The sequence below is a fragment of the Micromonospora sp. NPDC002575 genome, assembly GCF_042889525.1.
Classification (GTDB): domain Bacteria; phylum Actinomycetota; class Actinomycetes; order Mycobacteriales; family Micromonosporaceae; genus Micromonospora; species Micromonospora carbonacea.
Genome location: NZ_JBIARA010000016.1, coordinates 61633 through 84605 on the forward strand (window position 1 = coordinate 61633; position 22973 = coordinate 84605).

Consider the following 22973-nt stretch of genomic DNA (forward strand, 5'->3'; position numbering starts at 1 on the left):
ACGGCGGCTTGTGACGACGTGTCACGCGCCGGGGCGGCCCGCTAGGGCCGGGTGGCTCCGCCAGCCCCGGCGGCGCTGCCGGGAGGCGGCCGGGCGGGCCGGGCTGGGCGGGCGGGCGGGCCGAAACCGGCTCGGAGGCCCGTCCCGTGCCCGCCCGCCGCCCGGCTCAGACGTGCGCCGGGAAGTCCGCCTTGCGGATCAGGCAGTGGATGCCCTTCACCCCGTCGACGACCTGGCTGACCTCGAAGTCGGCGGCGGCGCTCAGGTAGGCCAGGGCGGTCTGCGGCGGCATGCCCTGGGTGCGGGCGAGGAAGGCGACGGCGGCGCGGACGGCCCGGCGCATCGCCTCGTCGAGGTCGCTGTGCAGGCCGACGGGCAGCCAGTGGGTGGCGGTCTCGGCGAAGGGGCCGTCGGCGACCCCCAGGATCCCCGCCTGCGCCTGCGGCACGACCGACAGCCGCAGGGTGGCCCGCAGCGGCGCCTCCAGGGCGGTCAGCGCCACCTCGCCGTCGCCCTGGGCGTAGTGCGGGTCGCCGGCGTAGAAACCGGCCCCGGGCAACTGCACCGGCAGGTAGAGGGCGGAGCCGATCTGGAGCTCGTTGATGTCGAGGTTGCCGCCGAACGCGCCGGGCGGCACGGAGTGCACCGCGTCGTCGGTGTCCACCGCCACGCCCATCAGGCCGAGGAACGGGGCGAGGGGGAAGCGGGCGGCCCGTCCGTCGCCGTACGGCAGCGTCCCGTACAGCCGGCCGCCGCTGCTGACCACCTCGGTGAAGTGGCAGACGCTGCCGTACGCGCGGGGGACGTCGCCGCCCGCGCCGGTGTCGACCGGGGTGAGCGGGAACTCGCCGGGCAGCGCGCCGTAGCCGTGCCGGCTGCTGACGAAGCCGTACGGGGCCCGGACGAGCAGGTCGAGGACCTCGACGCGGAGCACGTCGCCCGGTTCGGCCCCGTCGACCGCGATGGGCCCGGTGACCACGTGCGGCCCGTCGGCGTCGTAGTCGTGGGCGACGTCGGAGGCGGCCAGGTCGCGGGCGTCGGCGAGGACCCCGTCGGCGGGCACGTCGAACTGCTTGAGGTACGCGACCGGGTCGCGGCCCTGGTCCTCCAGGATGCCCTCGTGGCTGAGCGTGTCGATCGTCACCGTCTCGCCCGAGCGGATCCGCAGCACGGGTTCGTGCCGGCGGGCGGGCAGCCGGCCCCACAGGCAGGTGTCGGGCGTGCTCGGCAGGTAGTGGGTTCCAGCGATCGGGCCTTCGTGCGGCTGGAGCATGGGATCCTCCGGGAGGGGTGACACCGGCTGGCGGTGCGATGGGTGGCGCGGCTGGTGACGCGGGGGCCGCCGGCGGGCGGCGGCAGATGGCGGTGGCGTGCGGCGGGTGTGCGGACCGCGGGTGCGCGGGCCGCGACGCAGCGGCCCGTACTCGCGGCGCAGCGGAGTGGCCGCGCCCTGTCGACGTTCGGCATCGTGGCCAACGAAACCGCCGTTGCGTGTTGCGTCCGTATTAACAGCGAGTAACCCGGTGCCGGAGTATCTCCTGCTCTTGACAGGTGGCGGGGCCGGATAGCAGCATCGTGGTGCGAGACGCTGTCTCGCATGACGTAGAAGGCGGTGAGGTGATGGCGCAGCAGACGCCGGTACGCCCGCTCGGTGCACCCGGTGACGGCGCGATGATCGACGAGGACTGGGAGGCGCTGCGGTTCCGCGTGCACCGCTCGGCGTACCGCGAGCCGGGTGTGTTCGCCGAGGAGATCGCGCGGATCTGGGGCCACACCTGGCTCTACCTCGGTCACGAGACGGAGATCCCGAAGGCGGGCGACTTCAAGACCCGCACGCTGGGCGGACGTCCGCTGATCTTCTGCCGCGACGCCGACGGCGAGGTGCGGGTCTTCTTCAACTCCTGCACCCACCGGGGCACCGTGCTGTGCCGGCACAGCGAGGGCAACACCAAGTTCTTCCAGTGCTTCTACCACGCCTGGGCGTTCAGCAACTCCGGCGAGCTGGCCGCGCTGCCCGGCGACGACGCGTACCCCGACGACCCGGCCTTCCGGGCGTCGATGGCCCTGCGTCAGGTGCCCCGCCTCCAGATCCACGAAGGCTTCGTCTTCATCGCCTTCGACCCCGACGTCCCCGACCTGCTGACCCACCTCGGCCCGGCGGCGCACTACATGTCGCTGACCGCCAAGATCGGCGAGCGCGGCATGACCACCCTGCCCGGGGTGCAGCTCTACAGCGTCAAGGGCAACTGGAAGCTGGCCGTCGAGAACGCCATGGACGGCTACCACTTCGCCCCCACGCACAACACGTTCGTCGGCTACCTGCGCGAGACCGGCTTCGCCGTCACCGACGACGACCAGTACGCCTACGACCTCGGCGGCGGCCACGGCCTGCTCGTCCTCACCGGACACAACGGCCGCATCGGCATGGTCTGGGAGCCCCGCTTCGGCGAGGAGGAGAAGGAGCGCACCGTCGCCAAGCGGCGCGAGATGGAGGCCCGCCTCGGGCCCGAGCTCGCCGCCGAGGTCTCCGACGCCAGCCGCATCCTGTTCGTCTTCCCCAACCTGCTGCTGTTCGACCTGGAGGCGCTGACCATCCGGCAGCTCGAACCGGTCGCCGCCGACCGCACCGACGTGCGGGCGTGGCAGTTCGTCGAGGTCGGCGAGCCGGAGTCGGTGCGCGCGCTGCGGATCAAGACGATGGTCAGCTTCGTCGGGCCGGGCGGCCTGGCCACCCCCGACGACATCGAGGCGTACGAGGCGGTGCAGCGCGGCATCGTCGCCACCGCCGACGCGGCCGACCCCGCCCACGACTGGAGCGACATGTCGCGCGGCATGGCCAACGAGAAGCAGGGCAACCAGGGGCGCTCGATCGACGAGGGCGCGATGCGCAGCTTCTGGCGGCACTGGGCGCACGTCGTCGGCGCGTCCACCAGCGTGGCCGGCGCGCCGCCGGCCGGCGCCCCGGCGAGCGGCCCGGCCGCCGCCAAGGCGGGGGAGTGAGCGCCGTGACGTCGACCAACGGCAGCCGTGGGGGAGTGGTGAGTGTGGAGTCGCGCGAGGTCACCCGCGCCGAGGTGGAGGAGTTCCTCTACCGCGAGGCCCAGCTGCTCGACGAGTGGCGCCTCGACGAGTGGTTCACCCTCTTCGAGCCCGGCGGCCGGCTGGAGGTGCCGACCACCGACTGGGCCGGCTGGGACGCCACCACCGCCGGATACTTCGTCGCCGACGACTACGAGCTGATCCGGGCCCGGGTCAAGCGGCTCAAGAGCCGCAAGGCGCACGCGGAGAACCCGCACTCGCGCACCCACCGGATGGTGTCCAACGTGATCCTGCTGGAGGCCGGCGCGGAGACCGTCTGGATCACCGCGAACTTCGTCATCCACCGCTACCGCGACGGCGGCGCCTACACCTACGTGGGCCGCTACGAGCACGTGCTCAAGGTCGAGCCCGACGGGCTGCGGTTCCGGGTGCGGCGGGCCGTGCCCGTGATGGAGTCCATGGACCCCGGCGCCCGACTCAGCTTCATCCTCTGAGCCGGCCGCCATGATCACCCACATGCTCGTGTTCCGCTTCCGCGACGACCTGCCGCCCGGCGCGGCCGAGTCCGTCCTGGCCGAGCTGGAAACGTTCCCGTCGCGGTACCCGGCGATGCGCAACTGGCGCAGCGGGGCCAACGTCAGCACCCGCGACGACACCATGAGCCACGGCTTCGTCGTGGAGTTCCCCACCGAGCAGGACCTGCTCGACTACCTGCACAGCGACTCGCACGAGCGGTTCGTCCGGGAACGCTGGCGTCCGGTCGTCGAGCGCCAGGCCATCGTCAGCTTCCCCACCGTGGGGGACCACCAGCACACCGAGAGGGGTAGCAGATGACCACCGAGGCCGCCGCCCGCCGCCGCGGGCCGTACGGCATGGAGTACGCCCGGATCGAGGTGCCGGACCTGGCCGCCTCCGTCGAGTTCCTCCAGTACCACGTCGGCCTGCAACTGGAGCAGCACGACGACGAGTACGCCTTCCTGCGCGCCGACATCGAGCACCACAGCATCGAGCTGGTCGCCGCGCCGCAGCGGGAGGTCTCCTGGACCACCGCGGTCGGCTTCAGCGTCGAGTCCGACGCGGTCCTCGACGACCTGCGGGAGCGGGTCACCGCGGCCGGGCACGAGGTGTTCGAGCTGGCCGACCGGGTCAAGGGCCTCGTCCAGCGCGGCTTCGCCGTCAAGGACCCCAACAGCCTGATCGTCGAGCTGTTCACCGAGTTCGCCGAGTACGCCGAGCCGCCGCTGATCGAGCTGCGCCCGCTGGACCTGGTGCACCCGTTCCTCGCCACCGACAAGTACGAGGAGACCCTGCGCTTCTACACCGAGGTGCTCGGCTTCCTCGTCTCCGACTACGTCGGCGACGTGACGGCCTTCCTGCGCAGCGAGGACCGCTACCACCACAGCCTGGCGATCCAGCGCAACAAGGAGTTCTACGTCGCGCACCTGTGCTTCATGATGAAGAGCTTCGACCACGTGATGCGCGGCCGGGCGCGCGCCCAGTACAAGCGGGTGCCCATCGCCTCGGACCTGGTCAACCACTCCGCGTCGACGTCGATCGCCTTCTACATGCACGACCCCGTGCACGGGCCGCGCTACGAGCTGTGCGACCGGCACCGGGTCTTCACCCCCGAGGAGCACGAGACCCACCGGGCCCGCCGCATGTCGGTGGACCCGCGCAACATCGACGTGTGGCGGCCCGCCGCCGACGACTGGGGCCGGTTCTGACCCCACCGCGTCTCGCCGCGCCGGCCGGGCCGGGCCAGCGACGCCGGCAGCGGTACGTCAGGGTGTCGCCGTCGCGGTGCAGCCGCATCCTCGACCACAGGTACGGCAGCCGCAGGCTCGCCCGTGCGACGAGCACCGGGACCAGCCGGGAGGCGTCGAGCGACCGGAACACCACGGCCCGCCGCCCGGCGTCGTCGACGGAGTAGAGCCGGACGTTGGTCTCCCAGAAGGTGCCGAGGTAGGGAATCCCCGGGCCCCGGCCGAGGCCCAGCCCGACCATCCGGAAGCCGACGAGGCCGACGTGGGCCGCCCCGTCGCCCACCCCATCCAGGCCATCCTCCTAGGACGCTCTGCGCGGCGTGGCCCCGCCCGCACCACCGCGCCGGCCACCGCGCCCGCTTACCGGGCCTCCGGCTCGGCGAACGTCTCGTGCAGCACCGAGACCAGCCGGGGGTTCGTCCAGTACGCCGAGTGCGTGTAGAGCTGGTCCGACAGCAGGTGCTCCACCCGCACGTCCCGGGGCGTGGCGCCGTCCGCCCAGCGGAACAGCCGGCTCGCGACGAAACCCAGCGGGTCCAGCGGATGCCACAGGTTCGCCCACCGGCCCAGCGAGTCCGGCAGCAGCACGGGCCCGCTGCCGTCGTACGGGGCGAGCTGGCCGCCGCGCGGGTCGAACAGGTGGAACAGCGGCCACTGGCAGCCGAACGTCACCAGCCCCGCCGTGCGTACCGGGTCGTCGCCGGTGGCCAGGTCCAGCGCGATGACCGCGCCGAGGCTGTGCCCGATCAGGTGCACCGGCTCCTCCCGCCCGGCGCGTTTCCCGGCGACGGCCGTGATCTGCTCGCGGATGCGGGCCCGGATCCGCTCGCCGTGGCGCTGGTAGACCAGCACGTCGCCGAGGGTGAGGGCGACGTACCGGGCACGGGCGATCCGGGCCCAGGTGTAGAAGCGTTCCCCGGCGGCGCCGACCGCCGCGCCGGCCACCCGGTCCAGCTCGGGCAGGCGGCGGCGGATGACGCGGCGGACCGTCCCCGGGTCGCGCACCTCGTGGCCGGCGTCGCCCACGGCATCCAGCGCCGCCGCCGCGAGCGCCGCGCCCACCTCGGCCAGCAGCGTCGGGTCGTCGGCGTGGCGCAGCCACCGGGTCCGGGGCCACTCCTGCGCGATCGCGTCCAGCACCTCGTCGGTGACGTCCGGCGGCGCGCCCCGCGACTCGACCAGCGGCGGGTCCAGCGTCTGCCGGGCCCGCGCCCGGACCAGCTCCAGCCGCTGCGCGGGGGCCAACGGGACCGGGCCGGCCAGCCCCAGGCCGGCGTCGTCGGTGGCCGGCGGCGGCTCGCCGTCGCGGACGTCCCAGGGCTGCCCGGGGCCGGGCGGCATGGCCAGCTCGACCCCGAGGGTGGACGAGCCGAGGTCGCCCCAGTAGGCGGAGTGCATCGTCCACCGGTCGAGGGCGGCGGCGCTCAGCTCCGCCACCCGGCCGGCGACCACCTGCGGGTCGCGGTTGGCGATGCCGTGGATCACGAAGACGGGCCGGTTGTCGCTCATGCGGTCGCTCCTGTCAGGACGGTGGCCTGCGGATCGCCGTAGACGGCGTAGGCCAGGCCGGTCGGGTCGGCGGGGTCGGCGAGCAGCTCCCGGCGGGCGGCGAAGGACGCGGCGGCCAGCGGCGCGCCCCCACGCAGCTCGGCGTAGAACCGGTCGGCGTAGCGGTGCGCCGATTCGGTGCGTACGGCCCAGGTGGAGCCGACGAACGCGCCCGCGCCGGCGCGGACGAACTCGTTGGCCCAGCCGCCCATCAGGGTGTCGTACGAGCCGCCGTCGACGCTGCGGCAGGCGTTGAAGAACACCAGCGGGCAGCGGGCGCGCAGGCTGCCCCGGCCGGCGGCCCGGGCCAGCGCGACGGGGCGGAACCGGCCGTCGTCCATCGCCACGCCGCCGTCGGAGTCCGCCCCGGGATGGTCCTGGTGGCAGGCGAGGTGCAGCAGGCCGAAGTCGCCCCGTTCGATGCGGCGCAGGAGTTCCTGGGTCGACGTGACCAGGGCGCCGGGGGCGTCGAGGCGGGCGTTGACCTCCCGGATCTCGGCCACCGCGTCGGTGGGCGGGTTGCGGCCGTGCACGAAGACCGCGTCGGTCAGCGCCAGCGACCGGGCGGGGGAGTGTCCGCCGGCCTGCCGCATCACCGCCAGCCGCTCGGCGGGGAACTCGTCCCACGTGGGCGGCAGGAGCAGCTCCCACGGCAGCTCGCTGACGTCGCTGCAGATGGTCAGGCCGGTGGCCGTGGCCAGCCGGGACTCGACCTCGCGGCCGATCTCCGGCGGCAGCGCCCGCCACAGCAGCGTGCCGTACCCGGCGAGTTCGCCCCGCACGGCGGCGGGCCGTCCGCCGGTGCCCCGGGCCGCCGCGTTGACGGTGCGCAGCAGGTCCGCGAGCAGCCCCCGGGGAATCGACTGGGCTGTGGCGGCGGGGCCGTCGCGGCCGACGAGCCGGAAGACGTAGCCGTCGCGGTGGCGGTCGACCTGGAGCGCCACCTCGCCGGGCCGGGGGGTGAGGTGCTCGACGTGCGCGGCGAGGCGGTGCGGCGGCGCGTACGACGCCGAGTCGGCGACCAGGATCGTGCGGACGGTCGCGGCGACCTGGCTGCCGCCGCCGTCGAGGAAGGCCCGGACGGTGACCTCGTGCCGGCCCTCCTCGGCGGCGCGGAGCACGAACACGACGCCGTCGGGGTCGTCGCCGGGATGGACCCGCACGACGTGGACGGCGTCCGATTCGATCGACAGGGTCGGCGAGGCGACCGTGACCAGCACGTCGACCCCCCGGTCGGGGATGGGGAACGGCCGGGTGGGGACGCTGTCGGGGCCGCCGTCGCGGCTGATCGTCACGTGCAGCGGGAACCGGGTGCCGGTGCGGGCCTGGCGGGGCAGGGACGTGGTCAGGTAGCGCGCCGGCGGTGCGCTGCCGGGTTCCGCGCGGAAGCGGCTCTCGGCGGCGCGTACCGTCTCCATCGCCCACCGTTCCAGGGTGGGGTCGCCGCGCAGGGCGCGGGCGATGGCCAGGTCCGCCAGCGGCCCCGGGGGCCGGGCCAGGGCCTCGGCCAGCAGCTTGTCGATGCGCGTGGCCGCCTCCGCGTCGGCGACGAGCTCGCCGAGGCGGGCGCGGGCCTGCTCGGCGACCCAGCGCAGGGTCCAGGTGTCGTCGGGCACCGCTCACGCCCCCGTGAACGCGAAGGCCGCCCACACCGACGGCGCGGACCACGGGCGGGAGTCACCGCTGCCGCTGCGGAACACCTGCGGCAGCAGCGCCTCGGCGGCGTCGACCGGGAGCCACGCCTCGCCCGCGTCGAGGGCCCGGGCCCAGCGGTCCTCCAGCTCCGCCGGGGTCACGTCGCGCAGCCACCGCTGGGCACCGGCCAGCGCCTCGGCGGGCGGGGCGGTGTCGTCGGCGCGCCAGCGCCGGTAGAACTCGGTCATGAACAGGGCGGTGGCGTGGTCGTCAACGGGCCACATCGACGCCAGCACGCCCGCGACGCCCGCCTGCACGAGGCCCGCCGGCAGGGAGATCACCTCGTCGGGCAGGTCGAGGCCGGGCAGGAAAGTCTCGCACGCCGACAGCACCGCCAGGCGCGTGCGCAGCCGCAGCGGCAGCACGTCGGCCAGCCGCAGCCGGGCCTCGCCGGCCAGCCGCAGGGCGCTGCGCAGCGGGTCCCGCTGGTCGGCGGCGCCGTGGCAGCCGAAGTGGGCGACCCGGGCGGCGGGCAGCTCCGCGCGGACCCGGGCGACGGTCGCGTCGGGCCAGGTGAGCGTGGTGACGGGGCCGTCGAACGCGGCTGCGGCTGCGGCCCCCTCCCACCGGGCGTAGGACAGCTGCGGGTCGACGACGACGAGCAGGCCCCCGTCGGGTGCGGCGGCGGCCCGCCGCCGGCTCGCGGCCAGCGCCCTGGCGTTCGGCACGTAGCTGAGGGCGAGCGCGTCGGCGAGGTAGCCGAAGCCCGTGGGCCGGGTGGCGTCGGCGTGCCGGGCGGCGTGCAGGGGCAGCAGCCCGACCAGGCCGCACGGCACCACCGACGCCCGCGCCTCGCCGGCCAGCTCGGTCAGCAGGGGCCCGGCGACGGCCTCCCACAGCCAGTCGCACAGCTGCGCCAGGTGCCGGTCCCAGGCGGCCCGGCGGGAGGCGGGGGCGTCGGCGGTGGGGAAGTGCTCGCGGTGCCGTTCGGCCCACTCGTGCACCCGGGCCGCCCGCAGGTGCGGCAGCGGCACGTCGACGATGTCCGCGCCCCGCACGACGAGCGCGAGGCCGGTGTCGTCGGCCGGTGTCACGTACACCAGGGGGTGGTCGGCCGCGCCCGTGACGTCGCCGATCTCGACGGGGGCGAGGAACTGCTCGTAGCCGGGGATCTGCTGGATCTCCCCGATGGCCGCCCGCAGTTCGGCGTGGGCGGCCCGCAGCTCGTCGTAGAGCGCGTCTGGACGCTGCCCGCCATCATGGACCGCGTGCGGCGAATCCTGTCGAAGGTCCGTCATCAACCCCTCGTTCCGTACGTCGTCACGGTTGCCGTCTTCGTTGCCGGGTGGGTCATCTGGCGGTCCGACCTGGAGACCGCGGACCGGGTGGCGAGCGTCGGCAGCTTCACGGTCGCGGCGGCGACGCTGCTGATCGCCGTGTGGGGTGGTCGTGCGCGCCGGCCCGCGCGGTCCCTCGACGAGCACCAGGGCGCGCTGCGGGCCGCCGTGCGCCAGCAGTGGCGGGTGGAGGAGGCGCTGCGTCGGGTGCAGGACCCGGTGCCGATCCCCGTGCGGTGGGAGGCGCTTCCCGCCGGGCTGGGCGGCCAGGACCACTGGGCGAACGTCGGGCTGGCGGCGGCCGGCGCGGTGGCGGTGGAGGTGGCCGTCGCCGGGCGGCTGCCGGAGGTCGCGGCCGTGTTCCGCCGGGTCCCGTCGCGGCGGCTGGTGGTGCTGGGGCCGGCCGGCGGCGGCAAGTCGGTGCTGCTGATCCGGCTGGTGCTGGACCTGATCGCCGACGGTGGGCCGGGCGAGCCGGTGCCGGTGCTGCTGTCGGTGACGTCCTGGGACCCGGGCCGTGCGGGCTTCGCCGACTGGCTGGTGGCCCGCCTGGCCGCCGAATATCCGGCGTTGGCCGCCGGGCATCCGGACTTCGGCACGGTGGCGGCGGCCCTGCTCGCCGAGGAGCGGGTCCTGCCGGTGCTGGACGGTCTCGACGAGCTGCCGGCGGCGGCGCGCCCGGCGGCGCTGCTCGCCCTCAACGCCGCGTCGCCCGCGCTGCCGGGCCTCGTGGTGGCGAGCCGGACCACGCAGTACCTGGACGCGGTGCGCGGCGGCGACGTGCTCACCGGCGCGGCCGTGGTGCGGCTGTCGCCGCTGGAGGTGGCGGACCTGGCGGCTTACCTGCCGCGTACCGCCAGGCCCTCCGGCCCGGCCGCGGTGACCGGGTGGGAGCCGGTGCTGGCCCGGCTCGCCGCCGCGCCCGCCGACGACCGGGCCCGGCTCGTCGCCCGTGTGCTCGCCACGCCGCTGATGACGTCGCTGGCCCGCGCCGCCTACAGCGACACCGGGGCCGACCCGGCGGCGCTGTTGGAGCCGGGCCGGTTCGGCACGGCCGACGACCTGGCCGGGCACCTGCTGGACCGGGCCGTTCCGGTCGCCTACAGCGAGCACGCTGGCGGGGCGGCCCGGACGGCGGCCCGGGTCGTGCCCTGGCTGGCCTGGCTGGCGGCGCACGCCGGGCCGGACATCGCCTGGTGGCGGCTGTCCGCCGTGCCGCCGCGCGCCGTGCCGGCCGTGGTCGGTGGCGTGTTCGGCGCGGTGGCCCTGGGCGTGGTGGCCGGGTCCTTCGGGGGTGGTGTCGCGGGGGGCGTCGGCGCGGTGGTGGGCGCCGTCGCCAGCGGGTTCGTGATGGTCCGCCAGCCGCTGGTGCCCACCGGGCTGCCGGCCGACGACGGCGGCGGGGCCGGCTGGCACCGGCAGGCGGCCCGCCTGCTGCGCACCGGCGGCGTCCCGGCGGGCCTGCCGAGTCCCGGCCGTGGCGTGGTCACGCCCGGGCTGGTCGGTTGGGTGACCGGTGGGGCGGCGCTCGTCGCCGCCGGGTGGCTGGCCGCCGGGGGCGCGGGGGCCGTCGCGGCGGCCGGGGCGCTGCTGCTGGCGCTGTTCCTGGACGCCTGGCTGGACGTGCCGACCGACGTGACGGCCGCGGCGGGCCCGCTGGCGGTGCTGCGCGCCGACCGGCGCACGGCGCTGGCGAAGGCCGTCGTGCGCGGCGGCATCCTCGGCGTCACCACGGCGGCCCTGATCGGCGCGGGCACCGGGCTCGCGGTCGCCGCCGCGACCGCCGGGGCGAGCGTGCTGTTCACGGCGTGGGGCCGCTTCGGGGTGGCGCGGGCGTGGTTCGCGGCGCGGGGTGAGCTGCCGTGGCGGCTGCTGGCGTTCCTGGACGACGCGCACCGGCGCGGCGTCCTGCGCCAGATCGGCGGCGTCTACCAGTTCCGCCACGCCCGCCTGCGGGAACGCCTGCTCACCCAGGGCGCGGAGCGCCTGTCCGCCCCGGGCGCGTGACGCCTGCTCACGCACGGGGCAGGACGTCGACGACGACGGCGGTGAGGTTGTCGGTGGCCCCGGCGGCGTAGACCTCGTCGCGCAGCGTCTCGACCAGCGCCCGGGGGTCGGCGGTGCGGCAGATGGCGCGCAGACGCCGCTCGTCGAGCTGACCGTGGACGCCGTCGGTGCACAGCAGGAAGCGGACGCCGGCCGGGTCCAGCGCGGCCAGGGCGACGTGCGGCGCGAGGGGGGCGTCGGGCGGGTCGCCGAGGCACTGGGTGACCGTCGACCCGTCCGGGCCGGCGTCGTCGACGCTGAGCTGCTCCAGGTAGCCGTCGGTGATCCGGTAGGCGCGGCTGTCGCCGACGTTGAACACGTACGCGCCGTCGCCGGTGAGCAGGACGCCCGCGATGGTGGTCCGCATGCCGGCGGTGCCGGGTTGCCGGGCGGCCGTGTCGTGCAGGGCGTGGCCGATGGCGACGATCCCGTCGTGCACGGCGCGGGGCGAGTCCCAGGCGATGTAGCGGTTGGCGAGGTCGGCGGCGGCGAGCCGGCTGGCCAGTTCGCCGGCGCGGTGCCCGCCGAGGCCGTCGGCGACGGCGCACGCCAGGGGCGGGGTCCAGGCGGTGGTGAGGTCGGTGACGCGGGCGCGCGGGGACTGGCTGATCCAGTCGAGGACGAGGACGGCGTCCTCGTTGCCGGCCCGGACGGCGCCGCGGGCGGTGACGGCGCAGACCCGTACCGCCGCGAAGGCCCGTGGGTCGGGCGGGGGTGTGGTCATGGGGTTCCTCCGGTGCGGCGCACCCGGGCCCGTACGGTGCTGGCCAGGCGCAGCTCGTCGCCGTCGAAGAGGCGCTGGCGGGTGTGCGGGTCCAGGCGGCGGTCGTTGACGTAGGTGCCGTTGGTGGAGCCGAGGTCCTGCACGTACAGCTCGCCGTGCTCGACCCAGAGCAGCGCGTGCTGCCGGGACACGTTGTGGTGCGCGGCCAGCCGGGCGGCGATGTCGCCGAGGTCGTCGGCGCGGCCGATGCGGACCTCGGCGCGGCCGACGCCGACCGGCCCGAACGGGAACTCCAGCCGGTACGCCGTGGTGTCCGGCGGCGCGTCGCGGGTGGTGGCGGGCGCGCCGGGGCCGGCGGGCCGGTCGGTGGTGTCCTGCCGGCCCGGCGGCCACGCGGGCGGGGGCTCGCCGGCCCAGGTGCCGGCCTCGGTGGCCATCGCGCCGAGGTCGTGCAGGGGGCACCGGCCGTCGGCGTCGAGTTGGTTGCCGCAGCCGGGGATGGGGCACACCTGCCCGGCGGCCGGGTCCGGCGTCGCGGACTCCGGCACGAGGAACTCCATGCAGGTGGGGCAGAACGCGCCGCCGGCCGGCTGCGGCCCGTGGTTCGGGCAGATCAGGGCCGCCATGACACTCCTTCCAGCCGGATGCCCTGGGCCTCCAGGCCGCGCTGGACGCGGGCGAGGTCGCCGCGGCCGGGGATGCCGACGAGCCAGACCCGGTCGTCGTCGACCTGGAGTTGCAGCTCGGGCCGGTCGCGGCGGGCGTCGACCCACGGCGCGTAGCGGCGTCGGCCCAGCGGCGTGCACGGCACCAGGCGCTGGTTGGCCGAGCCGCGCCACACGAGATCCGTCGGTTCCCCGGCGCGGTAGGGGCCGGTGATCAGGGCGTCGATCATGGGGTACGCCCCGGGGCAGCGGGCCCGGAACTCGTCGAGCTCGACGCCGGTGTAGCACAGCACGTCCCAGTCGTGCCCGGCGTCGAGCGCGCGGAGCCCGGTGAGCAGCGCGGCGAGCGCCTCGGGTTGCTCCGACGGTTCGCCGCCGGTGACGGTGACGCCGGTGAGGCCGGCCGGGTCGAGGGCGGCGACCCGGCCGAGCACGTCGTCGACGTCGACGACGTGGCGGGGCTCGGCGACCCAGGTGTCGCGGGAGACGCAGCCGGGGCAGCCGATGGCGCAGCCCTGCACCCAGATGCCGACGCGGCGGCCCGGCCCGAGGGTGGTGACCGGGTGGTGCAGCCGGGACAGTCGCAGCCTCACTCCATCACCAGCTCGCGGTTCTGGCCGTCCTGGGCGATCGCGGCGACGCGCAGCGTCTGCCCGGGCGCGGGCGGGTTGGCGAAGACCTCCCGGGCGAGCGGGTTGACCAGGATGCTCTCGATGGCCGACACGATGCCCCGGCCGCCGTTGGACAGGTCGAACGTGGCTTCCTTGCGCAGCTCGTCGCGGGCGTCGTCGCTGAACTCCAGCGTCGCCCCGTACGCGCGGTGCACGGCCTCGGCGACCCGGCCGATCGCCCGGTCGGCGATCTCCACCGCCACCTCGGGGCGCAGGAAGTCGAAGACGACGATGCTCTGCTGCACCCGGTTGAACAGCTCGGGCCGGCGCAGCAGGTGCCGGAAGAACACCTCGATGTAGTGGCGCACGCCCTGCTCGATGTCGGGCAGTTCCTGGGCGGGGGTGACGTTCTCCTTCGGCTTGCCGTCCTCGTCCTGGATGACGATCCCCAGGTTGGTGGTGAAGACGATGAGCGCCTCGGTGAAGTAGACGGTGCCGCCCCGGCCGTCGGTGAGCCGGCCGTCGTCGAGGATCTGGAGGAACTTGTCGAGCAGGCGGGGGTGCGCCTTTTCGATCTCGTCGAACAGCACCACCCGGAACGGCTGCTGCCGGATGCCGTTGGTCAGCTCGCCGCCCGCGTCGTGGCCGATGAACCCCGGCGGCGCGCCGATCAGCCGAGCCTCGGTGTGTTCGGCGGCGAACTCGCTCATGTCGAAGCGCAGGTAGGCGTTCTCGTCGCCGAACAGCAGCGCGGCCAGCGCCTTGGCCAACTCGGTCTTGCCCACGCCGGTGGGGCCGGCGAAGAACAGCACGCCGCGGGGTTTGCTGCGCCCGCCGGTGTGCGCGCCGGCCAGGCCGGTCGCGGAGCGGGCCAGGATGTCCAGCACCCGGCGGACGGCGTCGGGCTGCCCCAGCACCCGGTGGCTCAGCTCCTCCTGCGCGGTGGTGAGCCGTTCCCGCAGCCCGGCGCTCTGCCACGGGTTGTCCGGCACGCCCACCCGGAACGCGCGGACGGCGTCGTCGACGCGGGGGCCGGGGATGCCGGCGGCGGTGGCGAGGCGCACCACGTCGCGCATGCTGCGCAGCCGCATGCCGTGGCTGGCCTCGGCGAACCGGCGGGCCACGGCCCACCGCTCGTCGGTGTCCTGCGGCATCCCGGGCAGCGTCGCGACCAGGTCGTTGGCCGTCTGGAGGCGGGCCGCCAGGTCGGGTTCGGGGATCGCGGTGATCCGCAGGGTGTGGTTGCCGGTGGCGAACCACGAGGGCAGGTCGTGCTCGCGGTCGAGCACCCAGAAGACGGTGTTGTAGCCGCTGCCGACGGGGGTGGCGCGGTAGGCGAGCCGGTCGGCGGTGGCGAGGAAGAGGCGTTCCTCCGGGGAGAGCAGCTCGCCGGTGAACAGCCGGGCCGCGTCGACCAGGGCCAGCGCCACGGGCGGGCCGGCGGCGCGCCGCCGGGGCATGTCCACCACCGCGCCGAGCAGGTCGCGCACCTGGGCCAGGTGCAGCGGGCGGTTCGGTTCGACGTCGGCGTCGCGCAGCACGGCCTGGGCCGCCGCCGCGCCGCCGTCGGGTAGCTGCGCGGCGACCTCCACGCCGACGCCGCTGGAGTACGTCAGCAGCGCGGCGTAGCCCCGGGCCCGGGCGACGCTCCACAGCGCCTCGACCAGGCCCATGAACCGGACGACGCCCGCGCGTTCCGGGTCGGGCAGCCGGTAGAGGTCGCGGACGTTGCCGGTGAGCAGGACCTGCGGGTGCGCGCAGAGCGCGAGGCTCACCTCGCGCAGCCACGCCGGCTGCTGGGCCGTCTCGTCGGTCGGCGGTGTGGTCACAGCCCCTGCCCCCTCTGCTGCCCGGCGGCCCGGTGGGCCTGGGCCGGGATCATCTCGTCGGCGACGATTTGCACGGCCTGCCGGCCCGGGTCGACCTGTCCGAACTGGTCGAGGGGGATGCCGGCGCGGCGCACCCGCCGCTTGATCACCTCGTAGTCGTCGCAGAACTTCCGTTCCGCGTCGGCGTCGTCAAAGCGGGCGGCCCGGGCGCCGCCGGCGCGGACCACCTGGGTGCGGATCACCGGGTCGTCCCGGTCGAGCAGCACCTTCACGCCGTAGCCGGTGTCGCCGTCCATCGCCGCGTACGCCACCCCGGTGCCGGCCAGGGCCGTGTCGAAGCCGTCGCCGACGCGGTAGCCCAGGTCGGTCAGGCCGACCCGGACGGCGTCGGCCACGGCCTTGCGGCGGCGGGCCCGGTCGGCCTGCGCGACGACCTCGTCGGCCTCGGCCCGCAGCCCGTCGGGGACGTGGTCGGCGCGGTCGGCGACGAGCCGGGCCACCCGCCTGCGCAGCCGGGCCGCCGCCTCGCCGGGCACGGTCTCCAGCGGGGCGGCGATGGTGAGCAGGTCGCGGCGGGCGAGCGCGACGCGTTCCTCGGCCCGCTGCTGGGCGGTCACCCGCTCCTCCAGGTCGCGCAGCAGCAGGTGGGCGCGGCTGGCGGGGGCCCCGGCGGCGATCTCGGCGACCGCCGCGGCGCACGGCGCGCGGACCTCGTCGGGCGTGGCGGCGGGCAGCCGGGACAGCAGCTCGGCGGCCCGGGTGGCGCGGGCCCGGAGCCGCTCCTGCGCCGCCGCGTCGTCACGCGCCCGGGCCCGGGCCGCCGCGTCGTCGCGCTGGCGGGGGTCCGGCCCGGCGTCGGTGCGCTCGTCCCACTGCCGGCGCGGCCGGGCCGGCCGCGTCGCCCCGGTGGTCGGGGCGGCGAGCAGGCCGCTGACGTCCTGCCGGGAGGCGGCGAGGACCTCGGTGCGCAGCCGCTCCCGTTCGCGGCCGACCAGCAGGGCGACGTCGGCGGTCGCGGCGGCGATCCGGCGCGGGGAGTGGTGGGGGCGGGCCCGGGCGCCGGCGGCGACCCGGCTGATCCGGCTGCCGTAGACCGACCGGTACGCCTCGGCCTCGGCGCGCAGCGCCTCCAACTCGCCCCGGACCTGCACGAACTGCTGCCACTGGGCCCGCTGCTCGCGGGCGAGACGCTCGGCTGCCGTCTCCACGACGTACCGGGCGCCGGTGATCCCGCTCATCGCGGCCTCCTCACCATCACGACCTCACCGACGTTCACACCAACCACCACACCCGGGTGGGTTCGGGCAGCAGCGGCACCGTCCATCCCTGCCACACGTAGACCGGTTGCAGCAGGTACAGCGCGGCCACCAGCGCGATCACCGTGCCGCGCACGACCCTCGGGAGGCGGCCGGACAGCCGCCCGCCCTCGGTGCGGTAGGCGCGGGCGGCCAGCCGCCGGCCGAGCCACAGCGCCAGCAGCAGGCCCATGCCGGCCACGTACGGGTAGGCGTCGCCGTAGCCGGTGGCCAGGTCGGTCAGCCAGGTCCGTACGCCGGTGTCGAGCACCACCGGGAACTGGAGGAACATCGCGTACGTGCCGTTGTCGGCGGTGAGCAGCACCCAGACCGCCGCCCCGGCGGCCCAGCAGAGCCGGCGGGCCCGGCGCAGGCCGGCCTCCGCGTCGGCGGGGCAGATCACCAGGCAGGCCAGCAACGCCAGCAGGGGCAGCGCGATCGCGGTCTGCACGGCGGCGACGCGGGTGAGCATCACCGCCGGCCGCGCCCACGCGTCGGGGAACGCCCCAAGGGTCCAGAACGCGGCGGCGGCGAACGTGGTGAGATAGCCGATCGTGACCGCGAGCAGGTAGTTCACGGCGTCCCGCCAGGCGTTGCGCAGCGCGGCGGCCCGCGCCGGGGGCACCCAGCCGGTGCGGGCGGCGCCGGCGTTGCGTTCCCGCTGCCTGGCCTCGGCGGCGCGGGCCTTCTCCTCGGCCACCCGCGCGGTGGCCAGCGGGATCAGCGCGGCGGCGAGCGCGGCGGCGGCGACCTGCCGGTCGTCGCCGGCGGAGCCGGCCTCCTCGCGCAGCCGCTCCCACCAGCCGCAGCGGCGCGCGGCCTTCTGCTTGCCGAGCGTCGGGCGCAGCCGGCCGCCGTGGTCGGGGTCGACGAGCAGCCGCAGCGCGACGGCCCGGGCGACCGGCAGCGCCTGGTCCAGCTCCGTGGGCGCGCCGCGCGGCCCGCCGCCCGTGGCCCCGGCGGCCAGCTCGCCCGCGAGCTGACCGGCGCGGGCCTCGACGGCCGAGGTGACCCGGGCGAGCCGTTCGGCGGCGTCGGCGAGGACCGCGCAGGGGCCGTCGGCGCAGCCGGGGTGCGCCCGGCAGCGGTGCCGGGCCAGGGCCCGCAGCAGTTGGGCGTCGAGCCGGGCGACGATCCCGGCGGCGGCCGGTTCGCCGGCGGCGGCGCGCCCGGCCAGGCCGGCGAGGCCGGGCCCGTCGGCGGGTTCGTCGGCGAAGACGGCCGGCAGCTCCGGCGCGACGTGGGAGACGAAGCGGACGACCCGGGCGGCGGCGTCGTCGCGCCCGGCGGCCTTCGACTTCATCAGGTTGGTCGGCAGGTCGAGCCGGGGGAAGTTGTCGCGCAGCCAGTCGTCGAGGTCGAGCTGGCTCTCCCGGCGGCGGAACAGCTCCACGGCGGCCCGCCAGTTCTCGGACATCGCCACGCCCACCTCCTCCGGGGTCCGGCAGAGCCGCCCGGCCAGCTCGAACGGGGGCGCCGGCCGCTGCGCCGGTTCCGGTTCGGGGTCGGGGTCGTCGACGGCGGGCGTCTCGCCGGCCAGCCAGGCCCGCACCTGCTCCGCGCCCCAGCGCAGCTCGGGCGCCCGGGTCAGCAGGCCCCGGCACAGCAGCAGCCAGCCCGGGTCGGTGACGCCGCTGAGGTCGACGCCGTGGGTGGCGATGTGCGCGAAGATGGTCCGCTCGTTGGCGGTGTCGCCGCCCACGCCGCTGTTGGGGTTGCGGCCGGTGAGCAACTCGACGACGAGGACCCCGAGCGACCACCAGTCCTGCGCGGGCTCCTGGCTCTTCTGCCACCACGTCTCCGGGGCCTGGTAGGCGGGGGTGCCCGCCCGGCCGGTGCTGCGCCGGGTGGCCCGCAGCTCGGCGACCAGGCCGAAGTCGCAGAGCACCAGTTCCAGCGGGTCCAGCGAGCGGACCAGCACGTTCTCCGGCTTGACGTCGCGGTGGGCGATGCCGGTGGCGTCGCCGTGGCGCAGCCGCCCGTGCAGGTAGGCCAGGGCGTCGGTGACCTCCGCGACGACCCGGCGCACCTGCTGCGGCGGGAGCGGGCCGCCGTGGGCGTCGGCCAGCGCGGCCAGCGAGCCGTGCGGCAGGTATTCCAGCACCTCCCAGCTGGTGGGGGTGCCGTACCGGTTGACCTCGGTGCCGTAGTCGAGCATCCGGACCACGTGCCGTTCGTCGGCGGTGCGCAGCGCGTCGAGCAGCCGCGGGTCCGGTCGCACGGAGGTGGGGTAGACCTTCGCCACCCGGGTCAGGCCGGTGGCCCGCTCCTCGACCAGCATGACCAGGTGCGCCTCCCCGCCGGTGGCCAGGTGGCGGACCGGGCTGAACCGCGCCGACACGCCCTGCGGCAGGCCGCTGTCGTCGCCGGTCGCCGGGGCGGCCGGGGTCGCCGGCGGCGTCTCCCGGGTGGTGGCCGCGGCGACGCCCGGCGTCGGGTCGGCGGTGGTGGGCGCGGCCTGCCGGCCCGGGCCCTCCCGCCGGGTGGGTACGTCGCTCACACCCGTTCCTCCCCCGTCTGTTCCTCCTCCGTGGACGCCCCGTCGGACGCCCCGTCCTCCCGCGTCGACGCCTCGCGTTGCGCCCGGTCCTCCAGCTCGGTCAGCCGGTCCACCGCCCGGCGGTAGCGCTCGCGCACCGGGGCGTGCTCCGCGCCGGTGAGGCCGACGAGGTCCCGCTCCAGCGCGGCCGACAGCAGCACGGCCCGGCCCGACTCCAGGGCCACGGCGGCCTCCGGCAGCCGTCGGCGGCGGGTCAGCGCGTGCGCGGCCCGACCCACCAGGCCGCGGGTGCGCCGGCGCAGGACCAGTTCGCCGTACGCGCGGCTGAGCTGGGCGCGGGCCATCTGGTTGAGCGCCCGCAGGGTCAGCAGGTACGCCTCGGCGGCGTCGCCCGTGCGCCCGTGCCGCCAGGACCACTCGGCCCAGTACAGGGCGGTGTCGTACGCCCACACCAGGCTCAGCTCCCCGATCGCCGCCGTCGCCCGGCGGGAGGCGTCGGCGGCGTGCAGCAGGTCCTCGGTGGACCCGGTCGCCTCGGCGCGCACGTGCAGGGCGGCGGCGACCCGGGAACTGGCCACCGCGTGCTGCAACGACGTCGGCGGCAGCCGGTCGCGGTGCGCGGTGAGCAGGGCCAGCGCCTCGTCGACCTCGTCCGCGTCGCCGACGAGCATGCCCCGCGCGAGCAGCGCCTCGGCCAGCGGGACGCGGGCGGCGTTGCGCATGGCCGGGCTGAGGCTGCTGCCGCCGGCGCCCCGGCGCAGCAGCCGGACCGCCTCGTCGAGCGCCTGCGGGTCGGGCCGCTCGGGGCGGTAGGCGTCCAGCTTGCAGACGCCCAGCACCAGCCGGGCCTGGTCCTGGCTGCCGCCGCCCGCGGCGAGCGCCTCGGTCGCCAGCTCCTGTGCCCGCAGCCGGTCGACGCCCGCCGAGGGGTCCTCGGACAGGCCCTTCGTCCTGGCCCGTAGCTGGTAGCACTGGGCCAGCGTGACGAGCTGCGTCGCCGGGTCGGGCTCGTACCGGTCGGGGGCGGCCAGCTCGGCCTCCAACGCGGCGATCTGCGCGTCGAGCGCCTGCAGGTCGCCGGAGGAACCCAGCCGCCCGCCGGCCCGGATCGCGCCGGCCGTGCTGCCGAGCAGCCCGGTCGCCACGGGGAAGGGCACGTCGTCGCCGATCGAGACCTGCTCGGCCATGGCCATCGGGTCCGCCGACTCGCCCTGGACGAGGCCCCGTTGCAACGCGCGGACCTGGTGCAGCATGCCCGCCATGGAGGTCGTCTGCGGCGACAGCCGCTCCGCCTCGGCGAGCAGGGCGACGATCCGCTGCTCGGCCTCCTCGTCGGCGGGCCCGCCACCCTGCCGGCTGTTGTGGGCGAGCGCCAAATGGAAGCGCGCCATGCCGGCCATGGTGGCCATGACCGCCGTGTGCTGCGGGTTCGGCCGGTCCCGGGCGGCCTCCCCGTCGAGGACGGGCATCGCCCGTTCCAGCCGCTCGACGGCCGCCGTCAGGTCCTCCTCCCGCCGGTGGCGCAGGTAGCGCGGGAGCAGCAGGGCGGCGGTCATGAAGTCGATGGCGGCGTGTTCCCCGCTGCCCGGGCGCACGGTCCGCTGGGCGGCGACGAGCACCGCGAACGCCTCCTGTTCGTCGTCGGGCCGGGCGCGCATGCCGAGCAGCGACGCGAGCCGGATCGCGACCAGCCGCGCCTCCGGCCGGGCCCTCGGCACCAGCTCCCGCGCGGCCCGCACCGCGTCGATCGCGCTATTCAGGTCGGCCGCCGAATTGGTGCACAGGAATCGGCCCTGCAATGCGTCGCAAAGCCTCCACAGCAACGCGACTCGCTCGGCGGCGGAACGCCTTCCGGCAACCGCTAGTTGATCTTCGGCGGCGCGCACTGCGGCATCGACCTGATGGCAGGGAATGTGCCCCATCGGTTGCAGCATGAATCATCCGAACGGTTGGCATGGAGAGAGGCGTGCGGCGCTTCGGCCGTGCCAGCGTGGCAGTCCGATATTCGATTCGTCAATGCCCTTCCCGCGGAGAATCTGACGAAATCCGCATCCGGTGTCGCGGCCGGCCGCTCGTGTCCGCCGATATGCCGACTGTCCGGCGCGGACGCGACGTGCCATCGTCGGGACGTGGGGCAGACGGGGGCGCTGACGCAGCAGGCGGCGGCACGGGTGAACGTGCTGCTGATCTGGGCGGCCGGCTGCCTGCGGGCGGTGCAGCTCGCCGTCTGGATCCCGGTGCCGCTCATCGGCGGCCTGCGGATGTACCGGCTGCCGGCCCTGGTCCTGGCCGGCTACCTGCTCACGGTCGCCTGGACGGTGCTGCTGTTCGTCCGCGCCGGCCGGGCCCGCCGGATGGGCCACGGCTGGGTCTACGCCGACGTGCTGGTGGCGCTGCTCGGGCTGCTGCTGGTCCCGGCCGCCTGCGTCGCCTCGTGCGACACGGGCTGGCAGCACTGGGTCCTGCCGCCGGCCATGGGCGCGGCGATCGTGGCCGCCGCGTTCGTGCCGCGCTGGCCCGCGGCGGCGGCCGTCGCCCTGCTCGTGGCCGGCTACCTGGCCGGGTCCCTGCGCGAGCTGCTCGCCGGCCCGGACGGGTTCGGCGCGACCACCGTCAACGCGGTGTCCCTGCTGGGCTTCGCGGTGCTGGCCGCCGTGGTCGCCGGCTACCTGCGCGGCAGCGCCGCCCAACTGGACGCCGCCACCGAGGCGGCGCTGGCCGCCGGGGCCCGGGAGGCCGCCGCGCAGGCCCGCTTCGACGAGCGGACCCGCCAGTACGACGCGCTGCACCGGACCGTGCTGACGACGCTGAGCATGATCGCCCGGGGCCGGCTGGACCACCGCCGGGAGGAGGTGCGGGCGCTCGCCCAGCGCGACGCCGACTACCTGCGCGGGCTGGTCACCGCCGGCAGCGGCGGCCCGACGGGGAACCTGGCCAGCGCGCTGGCCGGCGTGGTGCGCGACAAGCAGGCGCTGGGCCTGCAGGTGCACTCGCAGTTCCACGACCTGTCCGAACGCCTGCCCCCGGACGTCGAGCAGGCGTTGACCAACGCGGTCAGCGAGGCGCTGACCAACGTCACCAAGCACGCCGGCACCGACGAGGCGTGGCTGACCGCCGTCGGCGGCGACGGCGAGGTCACCCTCACCGTCGTCGACCGGGGGCGGGGCTTCCGGCCGGAGGAGGTCGCCCCCGGCCGGGGGCTCGTGCGCGAGCTGCGGCACTGCGTCGTGGAGGTGGGCGGCCGGGTCGCCATCGACTCCGCGCCGGACCAGGGAACGATGGTGGAGGTCTCATGGCGGCGATGATCGAGATCGGCGCGATCGACAACGACCAGATGCTGCTGGAGGGCATGTCCGCCTGGATGAGCCGCCTGCCGGACATCACGCTCACGGCCCTCGCCGTCTCGGTCGACGAGTTCCTCGCGGCGACGCGGCGGCCCAGGATCGTGATCCTCGACCTGAACCTGGAGAACTTCACCGACCCCGCCGACAACGTCCGCCGGCTGGTCGCCGCCGGGCACACGGTCGTCGTGGTGTCGGTCATCCCCGACCCGGTCTACATCGCGGCGACCACCGAGGCCGGCGCCTCGGCGTACGTGCTGAAGGCCAACAACCTCGGCGTCCTGGCCGACGTGGTCCGGCAGGTCGCCGCCGGGGAGACGCCGATGACCACCGAGCACGCGTTCTGGCTGGGCCGCGACGCCCGGCCCGAACGCCCGCAACTGTCGGCCCGGGAACGCGAGGTGCTGGTCTCCTACGGCAGCGGGTGCACCGTCGAGGCGGTCGGCCGGGTGCTGGGGATAGCGCCCGGAACGGTGCGCACGTACCTCGACCGGATCAAGGAGAAATACGCGCGGGCGGGCCGGCCGATCGAGCACCGGGTGCAGTTTCTGGACCGCGCCCGCGAGGACGGATTCGGCCGTGGCCGATTGCCGCCGAAGTAGGAGGCGAACGTCGATGACAACCCGTTCGAAACGATCGA

Annotated in this window: 18 protein-coding genes and 1 pseudogene; 7 read left to right on the plus strand and 12 right to left on the minus strand. The window is 75.9% G+C overall.

What is annotated here, in order from left to right; translation table 11 throughout:
• Nucleotides 1-166: 166 nt before the first annotated feature.
• On the minus strand, nucleotides 167-1273 hold the full coding sequence (locus tag ACFYWL_RS22745; protein ID WP_386975792.1) for an acetamidase/formamidase family protein: 1107 nt from the start codon (nucleotides 1271-1273) through the stop codon (nucleotides 167-169).
• A 347-nt stretch (nucleotides 1274-1620) separates the two neighbouring features.
• Here ACFYWL_RS22745 and ACFYWL_RS22750 point away from each other — a divergent pair, with 347 nt between their 5' ends.
• The 4 genes from ACFYWL_RS22750 to ACFYWL_RS22765 are packed head-to-tail and all read left to right on the plus strand — an operon-like array spanning nucleotide 1621 to nucleotide 4763.
• Nucleotides 1621-3000: an aromatic ring-hydroxylating dioxygenase subunit alpha gene (locus ACFYWL_RS22750; RefSeq protein WP_386975795.1), complete on the plus strand. Its 1380-nt coding sequence runs from the start codon at nucleotides 1621-1623 to the stop codon at nucleotides 2998-3000.
• On the plus strand, nucleotides 2997-3533 hold the full coding sequence (locus ACFYWL_RS22755) for an aromatic-ring-hydroxylating dioxygenase subunit beta (RefSeq protein ID WP_386975798.1): 537 nt from the start codon (nucleotides 2997-2999) through the stop codon (nucleotides 3531-3533). The genes ACFYWL_RS22750 and ACFYWL_RS22755 overlap by 4 nt, the downstream gene beginning before the upstream one ends.
• A 22-nt stretch (nucleotides 3534-3555) precedes the next feature.
• Complete coding sequence (locus ACFYWL_RS22760) at nucleotides 3556-3873, plus strand: Dabb family protein (protein WP_178064475.1); 318 nt, start codon at nucleotides 3556-3558, stop codon at nucleotides 3871-3873.
• 38 nt (nucleotides 3874-3911) lie between these two features.
• Nucleotides 3912-4763: a VOC family protein gene (locus tag ACFYWL_RS22765; protein WP_386976098.1), complete on the plus strand. Its 852-nt coding sequence runs from the start codon at nucleotides 3912-3914 to the stop codon at nucleotides 4761-4763.
• Here the strand turns inward: ACFYWL_RS22765 and ACFYWL_RS22770 are convergent.
• The 4 genes and pseudogenes from ACFYWL_RS22770 to ACFYWL_RS22785 form a co-directional block, all read right to left on the minus strand.
• Nucleotides 4753-5079: pseudogene (locus ACFYWL_RS22770) on the minus strand (DUF2071 domain-containing protein); the annotation flags it as partial. The gene ACFYWL_RS22765 and the pseudogene ACFYWL_RS22770 overlap by 11 nt on opposite strands.
• Before the next feature lie 83 nt (nucleotides 5080-5162).
• A complete protein-coding gene (locus ACFYWL_RS22775) occupies nucleotides 5163-6311 on the minus strand; it encodes a hypothetical protein (protein WP_386975802.1) in 1149 nt (382 codons plus the stop codon).
• Complete coding sequence (locus ACFYWL_RS22780) at nucleotides 6308-7966, minus strand: CHAT domain-containing protein (protein ID WP_386975805.1); 1659 nt, start codon at nucleotides 7964-7966, stop codon at nucleotides 6308-6310. Before ACFYWL_RS22780 ends, ACFYWL_RS22775 begins: the two co-directional genes overlap by 4 nt.
• Before the next feature lie 3 nt (nucleotides 7967-7969).
• The gene (locus ACFYWL_RS22785; protein ID WP_386975808.1) at nucleotides 7970-9283 is read right to left on the minus strand and encodes a CHAT domain-containing protein; all 1314 of its coding nucleotides are present in this window, start codon (nucleotides 9281-9283) and stop codon (nucleotides 7970-7972) included.
• Here ACFYWL_RS22785 and ACFYWL_RS22790 point away from each other — a divergent pair.
• Nucleotides 9254-11329, plus strand: coding sequence for an NACHT domain-containing protein (locus tag ACFYWL_RS22790; protein ID WP_386975811.1), 2076 nt, complete (start codon nucleotides 9254-9256; stop codon nucleotides 11327-11329). The two genes, ACFYWL_RS22785 and ACFYWL_RS22790, sit on opposite strands and share 30 nt — an antisense overlap.
• A gap of 7 nt (nucleotides 11330-11336) precedes the next feature.
• Here ACFYWL_RS22790 and ACFYWL_RS22795 read toward each other — a convergent pair whose 3' ends face one another.
• The 7 genes from ACFYWL_RS22795 to ACFYWL_RS22825 are packed head-to-tail and all read right to left on the minus strand — an operon-like array spanning nucleotide 11337 to nucleotide 20791.
• Nucleotides 11337-12092 (minus strand): PP2C family protein-serine/threonine phosphatase, encoded by a 756-nt coding sequence (locus tag ACFYWL_RS22795; protein WP_386975814.1) that lies wholly within the window; start codon nucleotides 12090-12092, stop codon nucleotides 11337-11339.
• Nucleotides 12089-12718, minus strand: coding sequence for an FHA domain-containing protein (locus ACFYWL_RS22800; protein WP_386975817.1), 630 nt, complete (start codon nucleotides 12716-12718; stop codon nucleotides 12089-12091). Before ACFYWL_RS22800 ends, ACFYWL_RS22795 begins: the two co-directional genes overlap by 4 nt.
• Complete coding sequence (locus ACFYWL_RS22805; protein ID WP_386975820.1) at nucleotides 12706-13350, minus strand: 4Fe-4S single cluster domain-containing protein; 645 nt, start codon at nucleotides 13348-13350, stop codon at nucleotides 12706-12708. Before ACFYWL_RS22805 ends, ACFYWL_RS22800 begins: the two co-directional genes overlap by 13 nt.
• Entirely contained in the window at nucleotides 13347-15197 is a 1851-nt protein-coding gene (locus tag ACFYWL_RS22810) for an AAA family ATPase (protein WP_386975823.1), read from the minus strand. The genes ACFYWL_RS22805 and ACFYWL_RS22810 overlap by 4 nt, the downstream gene beginning before the upstream one ends.
• Nucleotides 15194-16435, minus strand: a complete 1242-nt coding sequence (locus ACFYWL_RS22815) for a hypothetical protein (RefSeq protein ID WP_386975826.1) — start codon at nucleotides 16433-16435, stop codon at nucleotides 15194-15196. Before ACFYWL_RS22815 ends, ACFYWL_RS22810 begins: the two co-directional genes overlap by 4 nt.
• Nucleotides 16436-16469: 34 nt before the next feature.
• On the minus strand, nucleotides 16470-18992 hold the full coding sequence (locus ACFYWL_RS22820) for a protein kinase (protein ID WP_386975829.1): 2523 nt from the start codon (nucleotides 18990-18992) through the stop codon (nucleotides 16470-16472).
• Nucleotides 18989-20791: a hypothetical protein gene (locus ACFYWL_RS22825; RefSeq protein ID WP_386975832.1), complete on the minus strand. Its 1803-nt coding sequence runs from the start codon at nucleotides 20789-20791 to the stop codon at nucleotides 18989-18991. The genes ACFYWL_RS22820 and ACFYWL_RS22825 overlap by 4 nt, the downstream gene beginning before the upstream one ends.
• A gap of 330 nt (nucleotides 20792-21121) precedes the next feature.
• On the opposite strand from ACFYWL_RS22825, the gene ACFYWL_RS22830 reads away from it, so the two are divergent.
• Together ACFYWL_RS22830 and ACFYWL_RS22835 are read left to right on the plus strand one after the other, a co-directional pair.
• Nucleotides 21122-22297 (plus strand): sensor histidine kinase, encoded by a 1176-nt coding sequence (locus ACFYWL_RS22830; RefSeq protein WP_386975836.1) that lies wholly within the window; start codon nucleotides 21122-21124, stop codon nucleotides 22295-22297.
• The gene (locus ACFYWL_RS22835) at nucleotides 22285-22935 is read left to right on the plus strand and encodes a LuxR C-terminal-related transcriptional regulator (RefSeq protein ID WP_386975839.1); all 651 of its coding nucleotides are present in this window, start codon (nucleotides 22285-22287) and stop codon (nucleotides 22933-22935) included. Before ACFYWL_RS22830 ends, ACFYWL_RS22835 begins: the two co-directional genes overlap by 13 nt.
• The last annotated feature ends 38 nt before the right edge of the window (nucleotides 22936-22973 follow it).